The organism is Brucella intermedia LMG 3301 (assembly GCF_000182645.1).
In the GTDB taxonomy this organism is placed as follows: domain Bacteria; phylum Pseudomonadota; class Alphaproteobacteria; order Rhizobiales; family Rhizobiaceae; genus Brucella; species Brucella intermedia.
In genome coordinates this window covers 2,344,332-2,361,828 of record NZ_ACQA01000001.1, presented here as the reverse complement: position 1 = coordinate 2,361,828, position 17,497 = coordinate 2,344,332, and the positions used below count along the sequence as shown (strand labels likewise).

The following is a 17,497-nucleotide window of genomic DNA, read 5'->3' as shown; positions in this document are numbered from 1 at the left end:
GTACCAGTACAGTTTGTCAGAATTGTCCAGAAACTGTCCCTGATTAATCCGGCAGTTTCACGGCATTGTCTCGCGAATCCTTATACGATTTTAGAGAAAGCCGAAAAGACACAATGCGTAAAAATGTTGGGAGTAAAACTGCGGGATGGATCAACGGGTTTCTGGGTGTATTGATTTTCTCCGGGTCGCTGCCGGCAACGCGACTGGCCGTTATCGATATCGATCCTACCTTCCTGACAATGGCGCGCGCATCCATTGCCGGTGCGCTGGGACTGGCGCTTCTGCTGGCCTTTCGGGAACCTTTTCCTCGCCGCAACGACGTGATTTCGCTGGTCGTGGTGGCGCTCGGCGTGGTTGTCGGCTTTCCGCTTCTCACGGGGTTGGCACTCCAGCACATGACCTCCGCCCATGCGATTGTCTTTATCGGATTGCTGCCGCTCGCCACCGCAATCTTCGCTGTCCTGCGCGGAGGGGAGCGTCCGCGTCCGACGTTCTGGCTGTTTTCCGTGGTCGGGAGCCTCATCGTCGCGTCCTATGCCTACGGGCAGGGGAGCCAGTCTACCCTTCTGGGTGACGTGCTGATGCTCGCTGCCGTTATCGTCTGCGGGCTGGGCTATGCGGAAGGCGCGCAGCTTTCGCGCAGGCTCGGCGGCTGGCAGGTGATCTGCTGGGCGCTGGTGTTCTCGCTGCCGGTCATGCTGCCGCTGAGCGTCATGACGCGTCCGGAGACATGGGTCGGCATCGGCACGCCAGCCTGGATAAGCCTCGGCTATGTCTCGCTGTTCTCGATGCTGATCGGCTTTTTCTTCTGGTATCGTGGTCTCGCGCAGGGCGGAGCCGCCAGTGTCGGCCAGTTGCAGCTTCTCCAGCCGTTCTTTGGGCTTATGCTGGCCGCCGGTATCGCGGGTGAACCCGTCAGCATGGGGATGGTGGCGACGGCTGCTGTGGTGGTGGTCTGCGTGGCGGGCGCGAAGCGTTTTGCTTAACCAAAGCTCCAGACGGTCGTGTGCTTGACCTCCGCATCTTCAAGGGCGCGGGTGACAGGCACGGTATAGACGGCAAGCTGTTGCAGCTTTTCTTTGGGCAGATAGGCGCGGCCCGGATCACCCACGATGATGCGGGTGCCGCGTTGGCTAAGCTTCGAAAACCAGGGAATAAGCCGCTCGGCGAGCGGCTTTTCATAAAAGACATCGCCTGCCAGGACCACATCCCAGCCGCCATCCTGCCCGATGAGGTCATCCAGAGTGGGGGAAACCGTCACGCCATTGGCCGATGCATTGATCTCAATGGCGGGAAGCGCGAAGGGATCGATATCGGATGCCAGCACGCTTGCAGCGCCCGCCTGCATGGCAGCGATGGCGACAAGGCCGGAACCCGACGCGAAATCGAGAATGGTCTTGCCTTTGACTGTTTCGGGATGATCGAGGATATAGCGCGCCACACCCTGACCGCCCGCCCATGCGAAAGCCCAGAAGGGCGGCGGCAGGCCGATTGTCGCAAGCTCTTCTTCCGTCTTGTGCCAGAGGTCGTGGGCTTCGTCGGCCAGATGCAGGCGAATTTCCGGCACATGCGGCGGCGCTTGCAGACTGGTATTGGCCAGAATGAAATCGCGCGCGGTTCTATGTGCCGGATCGAGCATCAGAACATGCTTTTCCAAAGCGGGTTCCGGTTGGAAGATGAGACGCTCATGCCAGAGCATCCTCTCGGTCCAGTCCGCCCATGCGGCAGACTTCGATCCATTCGTCTTCCGTCACCGGCTGCACCGAAAGGCGCATCGAGGTGACGAGCGCCATCTTCTCCAGCTTCGGATTGGCCTTCACGTCTTTCAGCGTTACCGGCTTCGGCATGTCGCGGACAGCCCTGATATCCACGCATTCCCAGCGTGGATCGTCCGTTGTGCTGTCGTGATGCGCCAGCGCACAGACCTCAACGATGCCGACGACTTCCAGCCCTTCATTGGAATGATAGAAGAAGCCCTTGTCGCCCAGTTTCATGGCGCGCATGTTGTTGCGCGCCAGATAATTGCGCACGCCATCCCATTGCTCGCCTTTTTCGCCACGGGCCTTCTGCATATCCCATGACCATTTGAAGGGTTCGGATTTGAACAGCCAGTAAGCCATCAGTCATGAGCCTCAAGCGTTGGCCGGATTGTTGATCGCCCAGTTCCACGGGCGCACGGTCACGTTCTCGAACAGGCCTGCCAATGCATAGGGATCATTGGTGGCGATCTTTTCCGCTGCGGCTTGGTCGGCAGCTTCCACAACGACCAGACTGCCGTTCGGTTTGCCGTCTTCCCCAAGGAAGGGGCCTGCGAACTTCAGCCCGTCACCAAGAGCTTTGAGATAATCGAGATGGGCGGGGCGCGTATCGAGGCGCACTTGCAGATGGTCCGGTTTGTCGTTGCACAGAAGAGCAAAAAGCATTGTCAATCATCCTTTCCGTTCGAGCATGGTCTTGTCCGAAAACCGTTTCACACTTTTCGGGATGCGCCCTAGAGCATGTCTCCCGAAAGCGGGAACCGGTTTCGTGTCAAAGACATGCGATAAAACAAATAGATAGAGCATTTCCAATGATTCAATCAAAAAAGGAAATGCTCTAGTTGTTTAGTCCTCGGTCTTGAGTGGTCGGTTGAGCAGAGCCGTCACGGCTTCGTCAATGGTGATGGTCCCGTCCAGCAGTGCGCCCGTCGCATCGATGATGGGGGCGGAGATGGCGTGTTTGCGGCATAATTCGGCGGCAATCGGCGCGGTGGCCACGCCTTCGGCGAGCGGGCGATTGGTGAGGTCTTCTCCGCGGCCAAGTGCCAGTCCGTAGGAATAGTTGCGCGACTGCGACGAGGAACAGGTCAGCATCAGATCGCCAAGGCCGGAAAGGCCCATGATCGTTTCAGGCTTAGCCCCCATGGCCTGTCCGATGCGGCGCAGTTCCGCGAAACCCCGCGTGACGAGTGCGGCCTGCGCGCTTGCGCCAAACCCGCGCCCGACGGCAGCACCGGCGGCAATGGCAAGGACATTTTTCAAGGCACCGCCGATTTCGACGCCTTTAAGGTCGGTTGTTGAATAGCAACGGAAAGCCGGGCCGGATAGAAGCGCTGCAAGCTGATCGGCGGTTGCCGCATCCTCGCAGGCAACCGTCACGGCGGTCGGCAGCCCTCGGGCAACATCCGTCGCAAAGCTTGGACCGGAGAGTGCGGCAATCCGGTGGTTCGGCAGAACCTCGGCCACCACTTCCGACATCAGCCGCCCGGTGGCGCGTTCTATCCCCTTGGCGCAAAGCACGACGGGCGCTGTTTGCGGAATGAGGCTGCTCAATTGCGAAAGCCCGGTACGCATGGCCTGGGCAGGAATGACCGCCAGAACGGCATCCGCACCATCTACGACCGCGGCAACATCCGTGCTTGCTTGAATAGCGACGGGAAGCGCGATTTCGCCCAGATAGCGCGGATTGCGCTGTGTCCGGTTGATGGCCTCGACCGTCTCGTCGTCGCGGGCATAAAGCCAAGTGTCGTGGCCGCTGCTGCTTGCCATGGCCGCAAGGGCCGTGCCCCAGGCGCCGCCGCCCAGAATGGCGATCTTGCTGGTTTTTCCGCTCATGCCCTGACCGCTCATGCCCCGCCCGCTCATGCCTTCGCTCCGCGTCGTCCGGTGCCGATCAGCGGAGCTGATTTCTCATCAAGCGGCCAGCGTGAGCGCGGCGCGAGATCAAGCCTATCGGGCGCTTCGGTTGCTGCCCGCTCGGCACCAGCCCAGGCGATCATCGCGGCATTGTCGGTGCACAGATCGAGCGGCGGCGCGACAAAGCTGAAACCATGCCGGGCACATAGACTTTCCAGCGCGGCTCGCAACGTCTTGTTGGCTGCAACCCCGCCAGCGACCACGAGCGCCGGTGTTTCACAATCGGGAAATTCATTTCTGAAACGTTCCAGCGATCGGCCCACCCGGTCGGACAGCGTGTCGGCAACCGCAGCCTGAAAAGAGGCGCAAATATCGGCCACGTCCTGGTCCGACAATGGCACCAGCTCTGTCGCCGTCTGACGCACGGCAGTCTTGAGGCCCGAAAAGGAAAAATCGAGCCGCGCTTCGCCTTTCAACGGTCGCGGCAGAGCGAATCGCTTCGGATCGCCCTGAAGTGCCATGCGTTCAACTGCCGGGCCGCCGGGATAGGGCAGGCCCAGAAGCTTTGCCGTCTTGTCGAAGGCTTCGCCGAGTGCGTCATCAATCGTGGTGCCAAGGCGTTCGTAATCGCCAATGCCGCGTACCAGAACCATCTGCGTGTGACCGCCGGAAACGAGCAGCAGCAGATAGGGGAAAGGCAGACCATCGGTGAGACGCGCCGTCAGGGCGTGGCCTTCCAGATGGTTGACGGCATAAAACGGCTTCTGCGCCGCCATGGCCAGCGCCTTGGCAGTCATCAGTCCGACGATCAGCCCGCCGATCAGTCCCGGTCCCGCCGTGGCTGCCACTGCATCAACATCGGCAAGCTTCATGCCGGCATCGTCCAGCGCCCGTTCAATCAGCCGATCCAGCGCCTCGACATGGGCACGTGCAGCAATCTCCGGCACCACGCCGCCATAGGGCTCGTGCTCGGCGATCTGGCTCAAAACCACGTTGGACAGAATCCGTCCTTCGCCCCGGTCGTCGCGTTCAACGATCGCGGCGGCTGTTTCGTCGCAACTTGTTTCTATTCCAAGAATGCGCATTTGCGGTTAGACCCTGCCTGTCTCATAATTCATTGAAAAATCCGGTACCATGGACGACGCAATATGCAAACAGCATCCTTGAAGAATGGCACGTTGAAGATAGGCACGCGGGGCAGCAAGCTTGCTCTCGCCCAGGCTTACGAGACGCGTCGCCGCCTGATGGAGGCACATGGTCTTCCGGAAGAAGCCATAGAAATCGTTCCCATGTCGACGGCGGGCGACCGCATTCAGGATCGCGCGCTTTCCGAAATCGGCGGCAAGGGGCTTTTCACCGAAGAAATCGAGCAGGCGCTGACGGACGGGCGAATCGATCTCGCCGTCCATTCGACCAAGGATATGCCGACGGTCCTGCCGGACGGTCTTCATCTTTCCGTTTTCCTTGAGCGCGAAGATCCGCGCGATGCTTTTATCGGCCGCACGGCCTCTCGGCTTCTCGACCTGCCGCAAGGAGCGACGGTCGGATCGTCATCATTGCGTCGTCAGGCCCTGATCCGTCGCCTTCGACCCGACATACAAGTGGTGATCTTTCGCGGCAATGTCGATACCCGTCTGCGCAAGCTGGAAGCTGGCGAAGTCGACGGGACATTTCTCGCCTGCGCGGGGTTACGGCGTCTGGGCCTTGGTGATGTCATTACCGAGTTGGTCGATCCGGAAAGCTTTCTGCCCGCACCGGGACAGGGCGCCATCGGGATCGAGACTCGTATCGGGGATACACGCATCGATGCGCTGCTGGCGCCTCTCGCACATCGCGAAACAGGCATAGCCCTTGCCTGTGAACGGGCGTTTCTGGCTGCCCTTGACGGTTCCTGCCGCACACCGATAGCGGGTCTTGCAACCGTGGACGGCGATAGGGTTTCATTCCACGGCATGATCCTGAAGCCGGACGGGTCTGAGGCGCATGAGATAAGGGCTGAGGGTCCGGTATCGAATGCCGCCGCACTGGGTAGGGAAGCCGCAGAGCGGATACGCGCCAAGGCGGGTCCGCAATTCTTTGAAGGCTGGGAGTAGACTTGACGGGGCGGGCGCACGCCATTTCGCTCGGCCGTGTTCTGGTGACGCGGCCACAGCCAGCTGGCTCTGAGACCGCCGCAAGACTGGTGTCTGGGGGCTATGAACCGGTTCTGCTTCCGCTGAGCCGGACCATTGCGCTTTCCTTCGCTTTCCCCGAAGGCCCATTTGCGGCTTTGACAGTGACGAGCGCCAATGCCTTCCGCCATCTGGATATGGAACGGCTGAAGCTGTTTCTTGGCTTGCCGCTCTTTGCCGTGGGGCAGGGAACGGCACAGGCCGCACGGAAGGCCGGTTTCGGCCACGTGATCGACGGCGGCGGCGATGCGGTTCGGCTTGCGGCGACCATGCAGCGCGAACTTCCCGCACAAGCCCGTATCCTTTATCTCGCCGGAAGGGTGCGCCAGCCGGTTTTTGAAGACGAAATGAAGGCTGCGAAACTTGATATGCATGCCGTCGATGTCTACGACACCGAGGCGATCGCTTACACGAGTGCGGCACTTCGAAATGCGCTGGGCGACACGCCTTTTGCCGCAGTCATGCTCTATTCCGGTGTTGCAGCGACGAGCCTTGTGGCGGCGATGCGCGAAATCGAACCGCCTTTTGACGAGAAAACACGATTCCTGTGCATTTCGGCCCGTGTAGCTGGCCGATTGCCGCCGGTCTGGCGGGCAAATGCGCTTGTTGCGGACCATCCCGATGAAGAAGGACTTTTCCGGCTGTTTGCCAAACTTTGACTCATTTTGGCGCAACCTTCCTTCATCTGGCGATTTTATCTGCTAGAGTTTGAGTCAACCAATCGGCACTTTCGAGAGGATCCATGGCGAAACCCGGCACTCCGCGACATTCCAAATCGGCCCGTAATCCCGTGACGATCAATCTCGATCCCTCGGATGTGAAGCGGGTTGACGAACCAGCGAAGGCAACGCCAGACGCGGAGCCGGTGGGAAATTTTTCAAAATCCGAGAGCGCAAAGCCGGAAGCTGCAAAGCCCGTCCCACCCAAGGCGGAATCGTCAACCGCCGAAAAGACCGTGAAGACGGAAAAGCCTGAAAGTGTGGCATATGCGAAACCGCCCTTTACGTCGGGTGTGAAACCAGACCCCCATCAGCCTGCACAAAAGAACGGCGCGGGGGCCTCACACCTCCTTGCCGGTATTGCGGGCGGCGTGATCGGGCTTGGCGGTCTGCTGGCCCTGCAATGGGGCAATGTTATCCCGTCTCCGGGCGCGAAAGTGACGACGGAACAGCTGGCGCATATGGAACAGCAGATCGCCGATCTGCGGAGCAATCCGGCACCGGCGCCACTCGACGATGCAAGCCGCGCGCAGCTTGCAGCTCTGGAAAAGAACGTGCAGGCAGCCGAAATCAAGGCGGAAGCGGTTGCAGGTTCCTTCGCCGATCTCCAGCAGCAGATAGCGGCCTTGCCGAAGGAAACTGGCCAGCAAGCCGCAGCCGATACGTCTGCTTTGACCGAGCGGCTTGATGCGCTGGAAACCAAGCTTTCAGCAGCGCAAAACAGGGCCGATGAGGCGACAGCCGGAGTTACGGGAAATACCGGCACGATTTCATCGCTTGAATCGAAACTGACGTCCTTGCAGGAAAAGGTCACTCAGGCTTCCCGACAGCCGGATGCGACGGTGCTGATAGCAGCCAACGCGTTGAAAATGGCGATCGATCGCGGCGGTTCGTTCAAGGCGGAACTCGACACCTATGCGTCGATTGCACCGGATGAAGCCTCCATCGAACAGTTGCGTGCCCACGCCGACAAGGGCGTCCCGACTGTTGCAGATCTGAATGCGTGGTTCGGTGCCGTCGCAAACCGGATTGTTGTAACAGAGAACAAGCTGCCTCCAGACGCCGGGATTTGGGACCAGCTTGTCGCCAGCGCCAGAGGATTGGTCAGCGTGCGCCCCTGTTGCTGGCAATGTCAGCGGCACCGGCGTCGGCCCGATCACTGCCCGTATGGAGGCTGCCCTTCAGGCTGGCGATCTGGAGCGCGCGCTCACCGAGTGGGAACAGTTGCCTGCCGATGCCAAGGCAACTTCGCAGGAATTTGCCGATCAGATGCGGGCGCGGCGTGATGCCGACGCGCTTGTGCAGCGACTTGTTGCCGACAGCTTAAAACCCAAGGCGTCCGCAGATGAAACCGGCGGGGCTCCGGCCTCTTCCGGCCAATAGGAGACGAGCCGATGCTGCGGGTCCTGTTTTATCTCGTCATCGTTGCTGCCCTTGGCTTCGGCTTTGCCTGGCTTGCGGACCGTCCGGGCGAACTCGATGTCACTTTCGCGGGCAACCACTACAATGTGCCGCTGATTACCGCCGTTGCGGGGATCGTTGCCATCGTCGCGGCAATCCTCATCCTGTGGTGGCTGGTCAAGAGCATCATACAGTCCCCTTACACGCTGCGCCGTCATTTTCGGGCGCGCAAGCGTGACCGGGGCTATCAATCGCTTTCGACCGGACTGATCGCAGCCGGTGCAGGCGATGCGGAAGCCGCGCGCCGCATGACGAAGCAGGCAGGCCAGTTGTTGAGTTCCGATCAGGAGCCGCTGATAAAGCTTCTGGAAGCACAGACGGCCATGCTCGAAGGGCGCACGGAAGATGCCCGCAAGGGTTTCGAGGCGATGGTGGACGATCCCGAGACCCGGCTGCTCGGCTTGCGTGGACTTTATATCGAAGCCCAGCGCGTGGGCGCTCACGATGCTGCCCGCCACTATGCCGCCGAAGCCGCCGCCCAGGCCCCACAACTCGAATGGGCTTCGTCAGCGGTGATGGGTCAGTTTTGTGCCGAGGGCGACTGGGACGCTGCACTGAAGCTTGTCGATGCACGCAAGCAGGCGCTCAGCCATAGCAAGGATGTGGTGAAGAAGGAGCGCGCCGCGCTTTTGACTGCCAAGGCAATGGCGGTCGTCGATGTCGACCATGCGCAGGCGCGGACGCTTGCGCTGGAGGCGAACAAGCTCGCACCCGATCTGGTTCCCGCCGCCGTGGTTGCTGCGCGTGCGCTATTTTCCGATGGTGATATCCGGAAAGGCTCGAAGATTCTGGAAGCGGCCTGGAAACGGTTTCCGCATCCTGACATTGCCTCAACCTATGTCTATGCGCGATCCGGTGATACGGCACAGGATCGCCTGAAGCGTGCCAAGCATCTCGTATCGTTGCGCTCCAACAATGCCGAGGGCAGTCTTGCTCTGGCGCGTGCGGCTTACGAGGCGGGCGATTATCGCCTTGCCCGCGACAATGCCGAGCAGGTTCTGCGTGCGTCGCCGCGCGAAAGCGCCTATCTGCTGCTTGCTGACATCGAAGAAGCTGAAACCGGTGATCAGGGCAAGGTTCGTGAATGGCTGGCGCGTGCCGTCAAGGCACCGCGCGATCCCGCCTGGACTGCCGATGGCTATGTTTCCGAACAATGGTCGCCGGGTATCGCCGGTTACCGGACGGCTGAACAGTTTCGAGTGGAAGGTTCCTGTGGTGGAACTGGCCCCAGTCATCGAGGCGGAGAAGCCCGAAATCAAAGGGCCGGTGGAAACCAAACCGATCAATCAGATCGTTCTGGCAGAGCCTGGGGAAAAGGCCGACGTGACGGCAGCCGCAGTGCGTGCCGGAAACAAGCCGATCGTTCGCGATGTTGAGGAGGCTGTGGTCATCGTGCCAGCAGCCGAGCCAGTCAAGGGGCCCTCCATGCCTCCGGTGCCCAAGCTCGACGAGATGAAGCCGCCTGTGCCTGTTGATGTTACCGGCGCAAGTGATTCAGAGGATGGGCAGCATCACGCGCATATCGTGGTGGATGATCCGGGCGTCGATGAAGGCCAAACTGCTCAAAAGGCGCAGAGCGGATTGCGGCTATTCTGATTCTGCCCCGCTGATCGTTGCCGAAAAACAACGCAGCGCAACTCTTGGACGCTAAACGGTTGTATAGGCCGTTTAGCGCCTTGCGCGGCGTGTCCAGCCCGTTACCTTCAATCTTGCTGATGAAATATGCCAACGCCGCCGATACGGCCGGCAAGCTCTAATGTGGCAGCGAGGTTGAATGTTCGATCGTCTTCTGGATTTTCTAAAAGAACTTCCGGCCAGCGGTTTTCGTGACCGGAATGAAAAATTTTCCAATGACGACCCGCGACTGGCTGCCGCCGCCCTGCTTTATCACATCATGGATGCTGACGGTGAAACGCGTGAAAGCGAGCGCAAGAAGCTCTCTTCAATGTTGTCGCTGAAGTATGGTCTGAAGGGCGACAGTCTGAAGCGGCTGATCCGTGCAGCCGAAAAAGCCGATCAGGAAGCAATCGATCTGTCGGATTTCACGTCTGTCCTCAAGCGGCAGCTCGACTATCAGGCTCGTCTCGACCTGATCGGCCTGATGTGGGAAATGGTTTATGCCGACGGCAAGGTGAGCGAAGTCGAGGCAGACGTGATGTGGCGGGTGGCCGAACTGGTCGGCATCCGGCAAGATGACCGGAATGCCATAGAGGATCGCATGGACAAGGCGAAGCGGAGCACCTCCGCCTCCTGAAACCCCCGGTATTCCAGATGATCAGGTCCGGCCTTGCAGGTGCCGGGCCTTACGCAGTTGCGGGAACATGGCAGCCCAGGCGATGGCAACGGCGATCGATCCCAGTCCGCCGATGACAACGGCGGGAACGGCGCCGATGGCCGCGGCCATCAGACCGGCGCGGAATTCGCCCAGTTCGTTCGATGCGCCGACGAAGACCATATTGACCGCATTGACGCGGCCACGCACATGATCGGGCGTCCACAACTGCATCAGCGTTTCCCGGATATAGACGCTGATCATGTCAGCGGCGCCCGCAAGCGCAAGGGCAACGACCGACAGCCACGTCAGTGTAGAAACGCCGAAAATAATATTGAAGAAGCCGAAGAGGCCGACAAAGACGAACATCACGCGGCCAGCATGATCGCGGATCGGGTGTCCGGCCAGCCAGATGGCGGTCAGAACAGCGCCAATACCGGGAGCGGAGCGCAGCAATCCAAGCCCCCACGGCCCGAGATCGAGGATATCGCGCGCATAAATCGGCAGCAGTGCCACTGTCCCGCCGAGGAGAACGGCGAAGAGATCAAGGGAAATCGCGCCGAGGACAATCTTTTCCTTCCAGATGTAGCGGAACCCGGCCAGCATGCTCGTCAGCGACCGTTGTTCGGCGAGCGTGTGCTGCTTTGGCTTGGGGATGGAGAAGATCAGGACCGAACCGATGAGCAGAAAGACAGTTGCGACGGAGTAGGCCGCCACCGGCGAAATGCCGTAAAGCAGGCCGCCTGCGACCGGACCGACAATGGTAGCCACCTGCCATGCGGATGAGTTCCACGAAACGGCGTTGGCGAAATCCTCCGTCGGCACGAGGTTGACCACGAGCGAAGCTGAGGATGGTCCGAGAAACGCACGCGCCACGCCAAAAAGTGTCAGTGCCGCAAAGACGGTAAGGGGCTCAAACAGGCCTGCGAGCGTCAGACCGAGCAGCAATGCCGTCACGATGCTTTCCAGGATGAGCGAAAGGCCCATGATGAAGCGTCTGCCGAAACGGTCGGCGGCGGCGCCGGTCACCAGAACGAGCAGCAGCGACGGCAGAAACTGCACCAGCCCGACCATGCCCAGATTGAAGGCGTCGCGGGTCAGATCATAGATCTGCCAGCCCACAGACACACTTACGATCTGTACCGCAAAAGCGCTCAGGAAACGGGCGCCCCAATATTTTTTGAAGGCAGAGTGCCGGAACGCTGCGTAACGATCAGCAGAAGAAGCGTCGGTTGTGGGGGACATTGCTCATAACATCTGAAGCATTTCCAGCAAAAGTGCGAAGCGATCTTGCGTTGGACAATGCGGGACAACAAGAAGATAGACGTTACTTACAGCATCCTTCCCATGATCGGAACCACTTTTGTGAACTATTTTGTAAGGCAGGAACCGGAAAATTGCGGTGCGGCCTGAAAGCAGAAAAGGCCGGTTTGAACCGGCCTTTCCTTGTTGTTGAGGGTTGTCGTTTCGGATCAATCCTTGCCGAGCAGACCCTTCCAGATGATTGCGCCGATCGCGGCGCCGATGAGCGGTGCAACCCAGAACAGCCAAAGCTGACCGAGTGCTGCCGTTTCGGCAAATAGAGCCACACCCGTCGAACGAGCCGGGTTGACGGATGTATTGGTGACCGGGATCGAAATCAGGTGAATCAGGGTCAAGCCTAGGCCGATGGCAATCGGAGCAAAGCCAGCCGGTGCCAGCGACGAGGTGGAACCCAGAATGATGATGAGGAAGAAGGCAGTCAGAACGATTTCGATAAGCAGTGCTGCCATCATGCTGTAGCCGCCGGGCGAAAGCTCGGCATAACCGTTCGAAGCAAATCCTCCGACGGTGAAGCCGTCCTTGCCGGAAGCGATCAGGAAGAGTACGGCCGCAGCCGCGATGGCGCCCAGAACCTGCGCAACCCAGTAAGGGATAAGGTCTTTGGCCGGAAGACGGCCCGCCACCATGAGTCCCAACGAGACGGCGGGATTGAAATGGCCGCCGGAAATGCCGCCAACGGCATAGGCCATGGTAAGCACCGTCAGACCGAAGGCGAAGGCTACGCCAAGAAAGCCAATGCCCAGTTCAGGAAAGGCCGCAGCCAGGACTGCGCTGCCGCAGCCTCCGAAAACGAGCCAGAATGTGCCGAAAAATTCAGCCGATAATTTGTTCAGCATGGAAATCCCCAGGGTTGGTGTAGTGAAACTGCTGCATGCGAATCATTTAGCAAGAAGCATATAATCCCCTTTTTCTTTCAACAATAATGTTTAACTTGAACTTCGGCGTTTGTTTCCTGTGGATTTGTCCTGTCGTTCCAGTAAACAGGAGGGCTATTCTTCTTATATTCGAATTTGCTTTTATATCTGTTCTAAACCGGGTTTCCCCGGACATTCAACCGTGCTCGACCGGACTTTTTTAAAGCCGTCAAACCCGTCCGGCTATATTGCGGAAGGGGGGCGCGGCACGTTATAAGCATTGAGGTCGAACGGGCGACGCTCTCCAGCGCAGAAGCGATTGGAGGGTGGTTTCGCGGGGCAGATTGGAGTTGTCAGCCTTGAACACTCATCGTGGGACGAAAGCGCAAAGGCTCGTTTCAGGGGCGGCCAAAGTCGTTCCGATCGTTGCGGCCCTGTCCGGCTGCACGGCGACGGCATGGACGGAAAAAGTGAAAATCGACAGTACCCCCATGCCGACTGAATGTGCAGGCTGGCAGAAGATCGATCTCAAACAGCGCACGACATTGGTCCTCCTGCGTGAAGATCCGCGCCTTGTGGTCGAGATCGACTCGCACAATCTCAAGGGCCGCAATCTCGGCTGCTGGCAGTAGCAAACAAGTCAGATCGGGGTTGTATGGGCCGCGCCTGCTAAGCCCGGTCCGCCAGCCGAACGTCGACTTTTTCGATGGTGCCGCGCAGGGCGGGCAGCATCGTCTCGAAGTCGATAGATTCGCCCGGTTTCAGCATCGTTTCTCCTGAAGCCAGACGGCGTTCGCGTTTGCTGCCGTCGCTATAGGTAATCATGACGATCAGCGGGGGAGCAGGGCGTTCTTCCGATGTGGTGTTCTGGATGCGGCCCCCGACGCTGAGAATATCGCTGTTCTCACGCATATTGGTTTTGAGATCGGTCAGCTGAAGTGCCGAAACCAGCGGCAGCATCGGTTGTCCGCCGGAAGCGGGCTTGTCGGCAAGCAGCGTATATCCGCCTGCAATCCAGAAAGCGGTTGTCGCGCAGAGAGCGACGAGAACCCAATATCCGAACCCCGGCCATTCGCTGGTCGGACGGGTTTCCGACAGGAACTGCCGCGAAGCGGGCGGCTTTTGTGCGATGACGGGGAAGGGCAATTTTCGGCGAGGCGAAACCGGGACGATGGTTTCGAATTCGGCATCCTCGACGGGACCGCGACTGGCGGCAAACCACGCCGCGGGATGGCTTTCACGCGAAGGCGTATGCGACATCTGCGCTGTTGATGGTCGTTTCGCCATCATGACGACATCTTCCTTTGCGTTTTCGCCCCTTCGACCGGTGTCATACACTGGCTCATAATGGTTAATGCTTCATGGCCGATGCAACGGTCGCGCATTTTTTAGGGCTCGTTCGGGCTGAATTAACGCAACATTAACCATAGAGGATAAAGGTCGATCCGATATCGATGTCATCCGTGCGTCCTTCAGCGCGCGGACAATTGAAGAGAAACAGCCCGGTGATACGTTTCGAGAATGTCGGCCTGCGATATGGAATGGGTCCTGAAATCCTGCGCGATGTCAGTTTCCATATTCCGCCGCGTTCATTCCAGTTCCTGACCGGCCCTTCCGGGGCGGGAAAAACATCGCTCATGCGCCTTCTCTTCATGGCGCTGAAGCCGACGCGCGGCCTTATCAACATTTTCGGCAAGGATGTTGCGCGGCTCAATCATGCGGAAGTTCCGCTTTTGCGCCGCCGCATCGGTATCGTGTTTCAGGATTTTCGCCTGCTCGACCACATGACGACCTATGAGAATGTGGCGCTTCCGCTGCGCGTGCGCGGGAAGGAAGAAGCGACCTACCGACATGAGGTGGAAGAGCTTCTGCACTGGGTTGGGCTGGGCGATCGCATGAATGTCCTTCCGCCGGTCCTTTCAGGCGGCGAGAAGCAGCGTGCCGCAATTGCCCGGGCCCTGATCGACCAGCCGGAACTGCTTCTCGCGGACGAACCGACCGGCAATGTCGATCCGCCGCTTGCAAAGCGTCTCCTGCGCCTTTTTACCGAGCTGAACCGTTCGGGTACCGCTGTCATTATAGCGACCCACGACCTTTCCCTGATGGATCAGGTCGATGCGCGGCGCATGATCCTCGAACATGGGCGGCTCGACATCTATGATTGATGCAAAGAACGCCTTGCAACGCAAGCTGGATGATGTCCGGGTCCGTCTGGAAGACCTCAAGGACATGCTGCTTGTGCGTATCGGCAAGCGCCGGAAGCGGCAAGGGCCAAGTCCCATTGTTCCCGATGGCAGCGTTACGGGCACCGCACTCGTCATTGTGATCGCCATCATGACCTTTCTGGCATGTCTGACGATGGGCGGTGTGACGCTCGTTCGCGCTTCGGCTGCAGCCTGGCAGAGCCAGATCGCACGCGAAGCTACGATCCAGATACGGCCTGTCGACGGACAGGACATGGAAAAGGCGCTGACCCAGGCGAGTGAGATCGCACGCGGTTTTGCTGGCGTCAAAGGCGCGAGCATTATCGATAAGGATGCGACTGCACGGCTGCTCGAACCATGGCTCGGCAGTGGCCTCAACATCGATGAATTGCCTGTGCCGCGCCTTGTCGTCGTTACCATCGATGAAAATGCACCGCCTGACTTTGAAACCATGCGCGCTGAAATCACGCGCGCCATGCCGGCTGCAACCTTCGACGACCATCGCACTTGGGTCGACAGGCTTGTCTCCATGGCGCATACGACGGTGTTCGTCGGGACCGGTGTTCTCTCGCTCGTGATCGCGGCGACGGTACTGACCGTGATCTTCGCCACGCGCGGCGCAATGTCGGGCAACGGCCACATTATCGAAGTGCTGCATTTCATCGGTGCGGAATCGAAATTCGTGGCGCGCGAGTTCGAATGGCATTTCTTCCGCACCGCCTTGAAGGGTGCGCTGTGCGGCGGTGCAGCCGCGATGCTGGTATTTCTGGTCTTTTCCTGGTGGGCGTCGAGCCATATGGCAACGCCTGAAGGTGATCAGGCGGCTGCCATGTTCGGCAATTTCGCTATCGGGCGCAGCGGCTATATCGGTGCTGCCGTCATCATCATTCTGGTCAGTTTCCTGACCATGCTGACCAGCCGCCTGACGGTGATCCGCCAGCTTGCAACCATGGACGGTCCGGGAGTGCGCTCCGAATGAAGACCTTTTCCGCCACGGGCGCTTTCAGGACGAGATTTTCATCCGCTTCTCCGACTTCTCGCCGCAATGCTGGCTATGATGGAAGGAGAGATGGTACGCGAATCCCGCCAGCGCTATCGGGCGGGCACCGGTCGAGTGACGATGCAGTGGCACAGAGGCAGACAGCAAACAGGCTCGCTACAGGCAATGTGGTCTGGCGCCGCCGCCGGAACGACGGTTCCCTCCAATCCTTTGCACTTGCATCCGGCAATTTCCTATGGTCTGTCATGATGCGCATGTTCAGACGTTTTCAGCCGGTTTCCATCGTTCTGTTTGTCATTCTTCTGGCGTTTCTCGTCGGCTTCGTTGCGTTCGGTGAAAAGGTCACCAGCATGCAGCCTCCCGCCATCGACGAGCCTGCCGATGCGATCATCGTTTTGACCGGTGGCCAGTCCAGAATCCAGGCTGCGGTCAATCTTCTGAAAGACAAGCGCGGAAAGCGGCTTCTGATCAGCGGCGTTCATCCATCGACCAACGAAAAGGTGCTGCAGCGCGCGACACATGCCGACCAGAGCCTGTTCGACTGCTGCGTCGATCTCGACCGGTCGGCGCTCAACACCATCGGCAATGCCGCGGAAAGTGAACGCTGGATTCGTACAAACAATTATCGCCGGGTGATCCTAGTCACCAATAATTATCATATTCCGCGCAGCACGCTGGAGATGTCCTATCTCATGAAGGATGTGGAATTCGTTCCCTATCCGGTGGTGAACGGGGAACGTCGCGAACACAGCTGGGTTGCCGAAGGCGACACGTTGCGCGTGCTGTTCATCGAATATGTGAAGTATCTGGGCGCCGTAGTGCGTGTGGGTGCAAGCGAGTTGTTTGGAACGCAGCCCCAGCAAAGCGCGACGGCGGCAAACTGATCTCGCGCACGGAATACGATTTCCTGATGGAAATGGCCGATCTTCCTGATATATCGGTGCCGTCACTTTCTGAAGAAAGTCCAGAATTCGCGCGTGATCGTTTGCCGGAACCCGGAAACGAAAACGCTTTAGCCAGGGTCTCCGCCGACTGATGCTTCTCTACCTGCGCTCAATCCTGTTCAATGCGGCGTTTTATATCTGCACACTTGTTCAGATGATCGTCTATACGCCCTTTTATTTCCTGTTGCCCCGCAAGAAGGCCTGGATCGTGCCGAAGCTGTGGGCACGGGTCAATCTCTGGCTTCAAAAGCATATCGTCGGCACGGACTGTGTCGTCGAGGGATTGGAGAACATTCCCGAAGGCGCCTATATATGCGCGCCGAAGCATCAATCTGCCTGGGATACTTATGCTTTCCTGCCCTATCTCGATGATCCGGTGCTGATCCTGAAGCGGGAACTGATGCGTATTCCGCTTTTCGGCTGGTATATCGCCAAGATGCAGATGATTCCGGTTGATCGGGGCTCCCGAGTCAAGGCGCTGCACTCCATCACCAAGGGCGCGGAAAGGGCGATTGCGGACGGCCGCCAGATCCTCATTTATCCCGAGGGAACGCGCCGTGCGCCGGGCGCTCCGCCGCAATACAAATACGGCATCGTTCATCTCTATGAGGCGCTCAATATTCCGGTTGTTCCGATTGCGCATAATGCGGGCCTCTACTGGCCACGCCGCAAGTTCCTGCGTTATCCCGGAACCGTTCGGGCCCGTATCCTGCCGCCCATTCCGCCGGGTTTGCCGAAAGAGGAATTCCTCAAGAGGTTGATCGAAACGACGGAAACCGCCTGCGACGAATTTCTGCTCGCCGCCAGCCGCGATCCAAATCCTCCCCCGATGCCGCCGACCGCCGTTCAACGACTGAACGAGCTCGGCGTTTAACCTTCACACCATGTTAACGGCCTGATCACGTTCAATTGCGTTGCGAGAACGACAATTCGCC

General features: G+C 59.1%; 17 protein-coding genes and 2 pseudogenes. 11 read left to right on the top strand and 8 right to left on the bottom strand.

The window, feature by feature from the left end; all coding sequences use genetic code 11:
* The first annotated feature begins 113 nt into the window (after positions 1 to 113).
* Positions 114 to 986 carry a DMT family transporter gene (locus tag OINT_RS11340; protein WP_006470945.1) on the top strand — a complete coding sequence of 291 codons (873 nt, stop codon included), beginning with the start codon at positions 114 to 116 and terminating at the stop codon, positions 984 to 986.
* Here OINT_RS11340 and OINT_RS11335 read toward each other — a convergent pair.
* From OINT_RS11335 to tsaD, 5 genes are all read right to left on the bottom strand, one after another.
* On the bottom strand, positions 983 to 1,639 hold the full coding sequence (locus OINT_RS11335; RefSeq protein ID WP_006470944.1) for a class I SAM-dependent methyltransferase: 657 nt from the start codon (positions 1,637 to 1,639) through the stop codon (positions 983 to 985). The two genes, OINT_RS11340 and OINT_RS11335, sit on opposite strands and share 4 nt — an antisense overlap.
* A 46-nt stretch (positions 1,640 to 1,685) precedes the next feature.
* Positions 1,686 to 2,120 carry an EVE domain-containing protein gene (locus tag OINT_RS11330; protein WP_006467953.1) on the bottom strand — a complete coding sequence of 145 codons (435 nt, stop codon included), beginning with the start codon at positions 2,118 to 2,120 and terminating at the stop codon, positions 1,686 to 1,688.
* A gap of 12 nt (positions 2,121 to 2,132) precedes the next feature.
* Positions 2,133 to 2,423 carry a YciI-like protein gene (locus tag OINT_RS11325; protein WP_006467952.1) on the bottom strand — a complete coding sequence of 97 codons (291 nt, stop codon included), beginning with the start codon at positions 2,421 to 2,423 and terminating at the stop codon, positions 2,133 to 2,135.
* 180 nt (positions 2,424 to 2,603) lie between these two features.
* Complete coding sequence (locus OINT_RS11320; protein ID WP_036564867.1) at positions 2,604 to 3,593, bottom strand: NAD(P)H-dependent glycerol-3-phosphate dehydrogenase; 990 nt, start codon at positions 3,591 to 3,593, stop codon at positions 2,604 to 2,606.
* 26 nt (positions 3,594 to 3,619) lie between these two features.
* Positions 3,620 to 4,699, bottom strand: a complete 1,080-nt coding sequence (gene tsaD / locus OINT_RS11315) for a tRNA (adenosine(37)-N6)-threonylcarbamoyltransferase complex transferase subunit TsaD (RefSeq protein WP_006467950.1) — start codon at positions 4,697 to 4,699, stop codon at positions 3,620 to 3,622.
* A gap of 63 nt (positions 4,700 to 4,762) precedes the next feature.
* Between tsaD and hemC the strand changes: the two genes are divergently transcribed.
* The 5 genes and pseudogenes from hemC (at position 4,763) to OINT_RS11290 (ending at position 10,219) form a co-directional block, all read left to right on the top strand.
* A complete protein-coding gene (hemC, locus tag OINT_RS11310; protein ID WP_006467949.1) occupies positions 4,763 to 5,707 on the top strand; it encodes a hydroxymethylbilane synthase in 945 nt (314 codons plus the stop codon).
* A 2-nt stretch (positions 5,708 to 5,709) separates the two neighbouring features.
* The gene (locus OINT_RS11305) at positions 5,710 to 6,444 is read left to right on the top strand and encodes a uroporphyrinogen-III synthase (protein WP_006467948.1); all 735 of its coding nucleotides are present in this window, start codon (positions 5,710 to 5,712) and stop codon (positions 6,442 to 6,444) included.
* An 83-nt stretch (positions 6,445 to 6,527) separates the two neighbouring features.
* Positions 6,528 to 7,887: pseudogene (locus OINT_RS11300) on the top strand (COG4223 family protein).
* Positions 7,888 to 7,898: 11 nt separating this feature from the next.
* A pseudogene (locus tag OINT_RS11295) lies at positions 7,899 to 9,561 on the top strand (heme biosynthesis HemY N-terminal domain-containing protein).
* Between the two features lie 178 nt (positions 9,562 to 9,739).
* Positions 9,740 to 10,219, top strand: coding sequence for a tellurite resistance TerB family protein (locus OINT_RS11290; RefSeq protein WP_006467945.1), 480 nt, complete (start codon positions 9,740 to 9,742; stop codon positions 10,217 to 10,219).
* A 21-nt stretch (positions 10,220 to 10,240) separates the two neighbouring features.
* Here OINT_RS11290 and OINT_RS11285 read toward each other — a convergent pair whose 3' ends face one another.
* Both OINT_RS11285 and aqpZ read right to left on the bottom strand, forming a co-directional pair.
* Positions 10,241 to 11,482, bottom strand: a complete 1,242-nt coding sequence (locus OINT_RS11285; protein WP_006467944.1) for an MFS transporter — start codon at positions 11,480 to 11,482, stop codon at positions 10,241 to 10,243.
* Between the two features lie 227 nt (positions 11,483 to 11,709).
* Positions 11,710 to 12,396: an aquaporin Z gene (aqpZ, locus tag OINT_RS11280; RefSeq protein WP_006467942.1), complete on the bottom strand. Its 687-nt coding sequence runs from the start codon at positions 12,394 to 12,396 to the stop codon at positions 11,710 to 11,712.
* Between the two features lie 377 nt (positions 12,397 to 12,773).
* On the opposite strand from aqpZ, the gene OINT_RS11275 reads away from it, so the two are divergent.
* Positions 12,774 to 13,046 (top strand): hypothetical protein, encoded by a 273-nt coding sequence (locus tag OINT_RS11275; RefSeq protein ID WP_006470940.1) that lies wholly within the window; start codon positions 12,774 to 12,776, stop codon positions 13,044 to 13,046.
* A gap of 37 nt (positions 13,047 to 13,083) precedes the next feature.
* Here the strand turns inward: OINT_RS11275 and OINT_RS11270 are convergent, their stop codons facing one another.
* Positions 13,084 to 13,704 (bottom strand): hypothetical protein, encoded by a 621-nt coding sequence (locus OINT_RS11270; RefSeq protein ID WP_230349484.1) that lies wholly within the window; start codon positions 13,702 to 13,704, stop codon positions 13,084 to 13,086.
* Positions 13,705 to 13,955: 251 nt separating this feature from the next.
* On the opposite strand from OINT_RS11270, the gene ftsE reads away from it, so the two are divergent.
* The 4 genes from ftsE to OINT_RS11250 all read left to right on the top strand — a co-directional run bounded on the left by ftsE (position 13,956) and on the right by OINT_RS11250 (position 17,436).
* A complete protein-coding gene (gene ftsE, locus OINT_RS11265) occupies positions 13,956 to 14,579 on the top strand; it encodes a cell division ATP-binding protein FtsE (RefSeq protein WP_025092146.1) in 624 nt (207 codons plus the stop codon).
* Positions 14,572 to 15,597 carry a cell division protein FtsX gene (locus tag OINT_RS11260; protein WP_006470938.1) on the top strand — a complete coding sequence of 342 codons (1,026 nt, stop codon included), beginning with the start codon at positions 14,572 to 14,574 and terminating at the stop codon, positions 15,595 to 15,597. The genes ftsE and OINT_RS11260 overlap by 8 nt, the downstream gene beginning before the upstream one ends.
* A complete protein-coding gene (locus tag OINT_RS11255; protein ID WP_006467937.1) occupies positions 15,594 to 16,502 on the top strand; it encodes a YdcF family protein in 909 nt (302 codons plus the stop codon). Before OINT_RS11260 ends, OINT_RS11255 begins: the two co-directional genes overlap by 4 nt.
* Positions 16,503 to 16,653: 151 nt before the next feature.
* Entirely contained in the window at positions 16,654 to 17,436 is a 783-nt protein-coding gene (locus tag OINT_RS11250) for a lysophospholipid acyltransferase family protein (RefSeq protein WP_006467935.1), read from the top strand.
* Positions 17,437 to 17,497: the final 61 nt, after the last annotated feature.

Excerpts from the sequence above, each read along its gene's own strand:
- OINT_RS11330 (WP_006467953.1), bottom strand. The coding sequence starts at position 2,120 with ATGGCTTACTGGCTGTTCAAATCCGAACCCTTCAAATGGTCATGGGAT.
- OINT_RS11320 (WP_036564867.1), bottom strand. The coding sequence starts at position 3,593 with ATGAGCGGAAAAACCAGCAAGATCGCCATTCTGGGCGGCGGCGCCTGG.
- OINT_RS11255 (WP_006467937.1), top strand. The coding sequence starts at position 15,594 with ATGAAGACCTTTTCCGCCACGGGCGCTTTCAGGACGAGATTTTCATCC.
- OINT_RS11290 (WP_006467945.1), top strand. The coding sequence starts at position 9,740 with ATGTTCGATCGTCTTCTGGATTTTCTAAAAGAACTTCCGGCCAGCGGT.
- OINT_RS11325 (WP_006467952.1), bottom strand. The coding sequence starts at position 2,423 with ATGCTTTTTGCTCTTCTGTGCAACGACAAACCGGACCATCTGCAAGTG.
- ftsE (WP_025092146.1), top strand. The coding sequence starts at position 13,956 with ATGGGTCCTGAAATCCTGCGCGATGTCAGTTTCCATATTCCGCCGCGT.
- aqpZ (WP_006467942.1), bottom strand. The coding sequence starts at position 12,396 with ATGCTGAACAAATTATCGGCTGAATTTTTCGGCACATTCTGGCTCGTT.
- hemC (WP_006467949.1), top strand. The coding sequence starts at position 4,763 with ATGCAAACAGCATCCTTGAAGAATGGCACGTTGAAGATAGGCACGCGG.
- OINT_RS11260 (WP_006470938.1), top strand. The coding sequence starts at position 14,572 with ATGATTGATGCAAAGAACGCCTTGCAACGCAAGCTGGATGATGTCCGG.
- OINT_RS11335 (WP_006470944.1), bottom strand. The coding sequence starts at position 1,639 with ATGCTCGATCCGGCACATAGAACCGCGCGCGATTTCATTCTGGCCAAT.
- OINT_RS11340 (WP_006470945.1), top strand. The coding sequence starts at position 114 with ATGCGTAAAAATGTTGGGAGTAAAACTGCGGGATGGATCAACGGGTTT.
- OINT_RS11250 (WP_006467935.1), top strand. The coding sequence starts at position 16,654 with ATGCTTCTCTACCTGCGCTCAATCCTGTTCAATGCGGCGTTTTATATC.
- OINT_RS11270 (WP_230349484.1), bottom strand. The coding sequence starts at position 13,704 with ATGATGGCGAAACGACCATCAACAGCGCAGATGTCGCATACGCCTTCG.
- tsaD (WP_006467950.1), bottom strand. The coding sequence starts at position 4,699 with ATGCGCATTCTTGGAATAGAAACAAGTTGCGACGAAACAGCCGCCGCG.
- OINT_RS11285 (WP_006467944.1), bottom strand. The coding sequence starts at position 11,482 with ATGTCCCCCACAACCGACGCTTCTTCTGCTGATCGTTACGCAGCGTTC.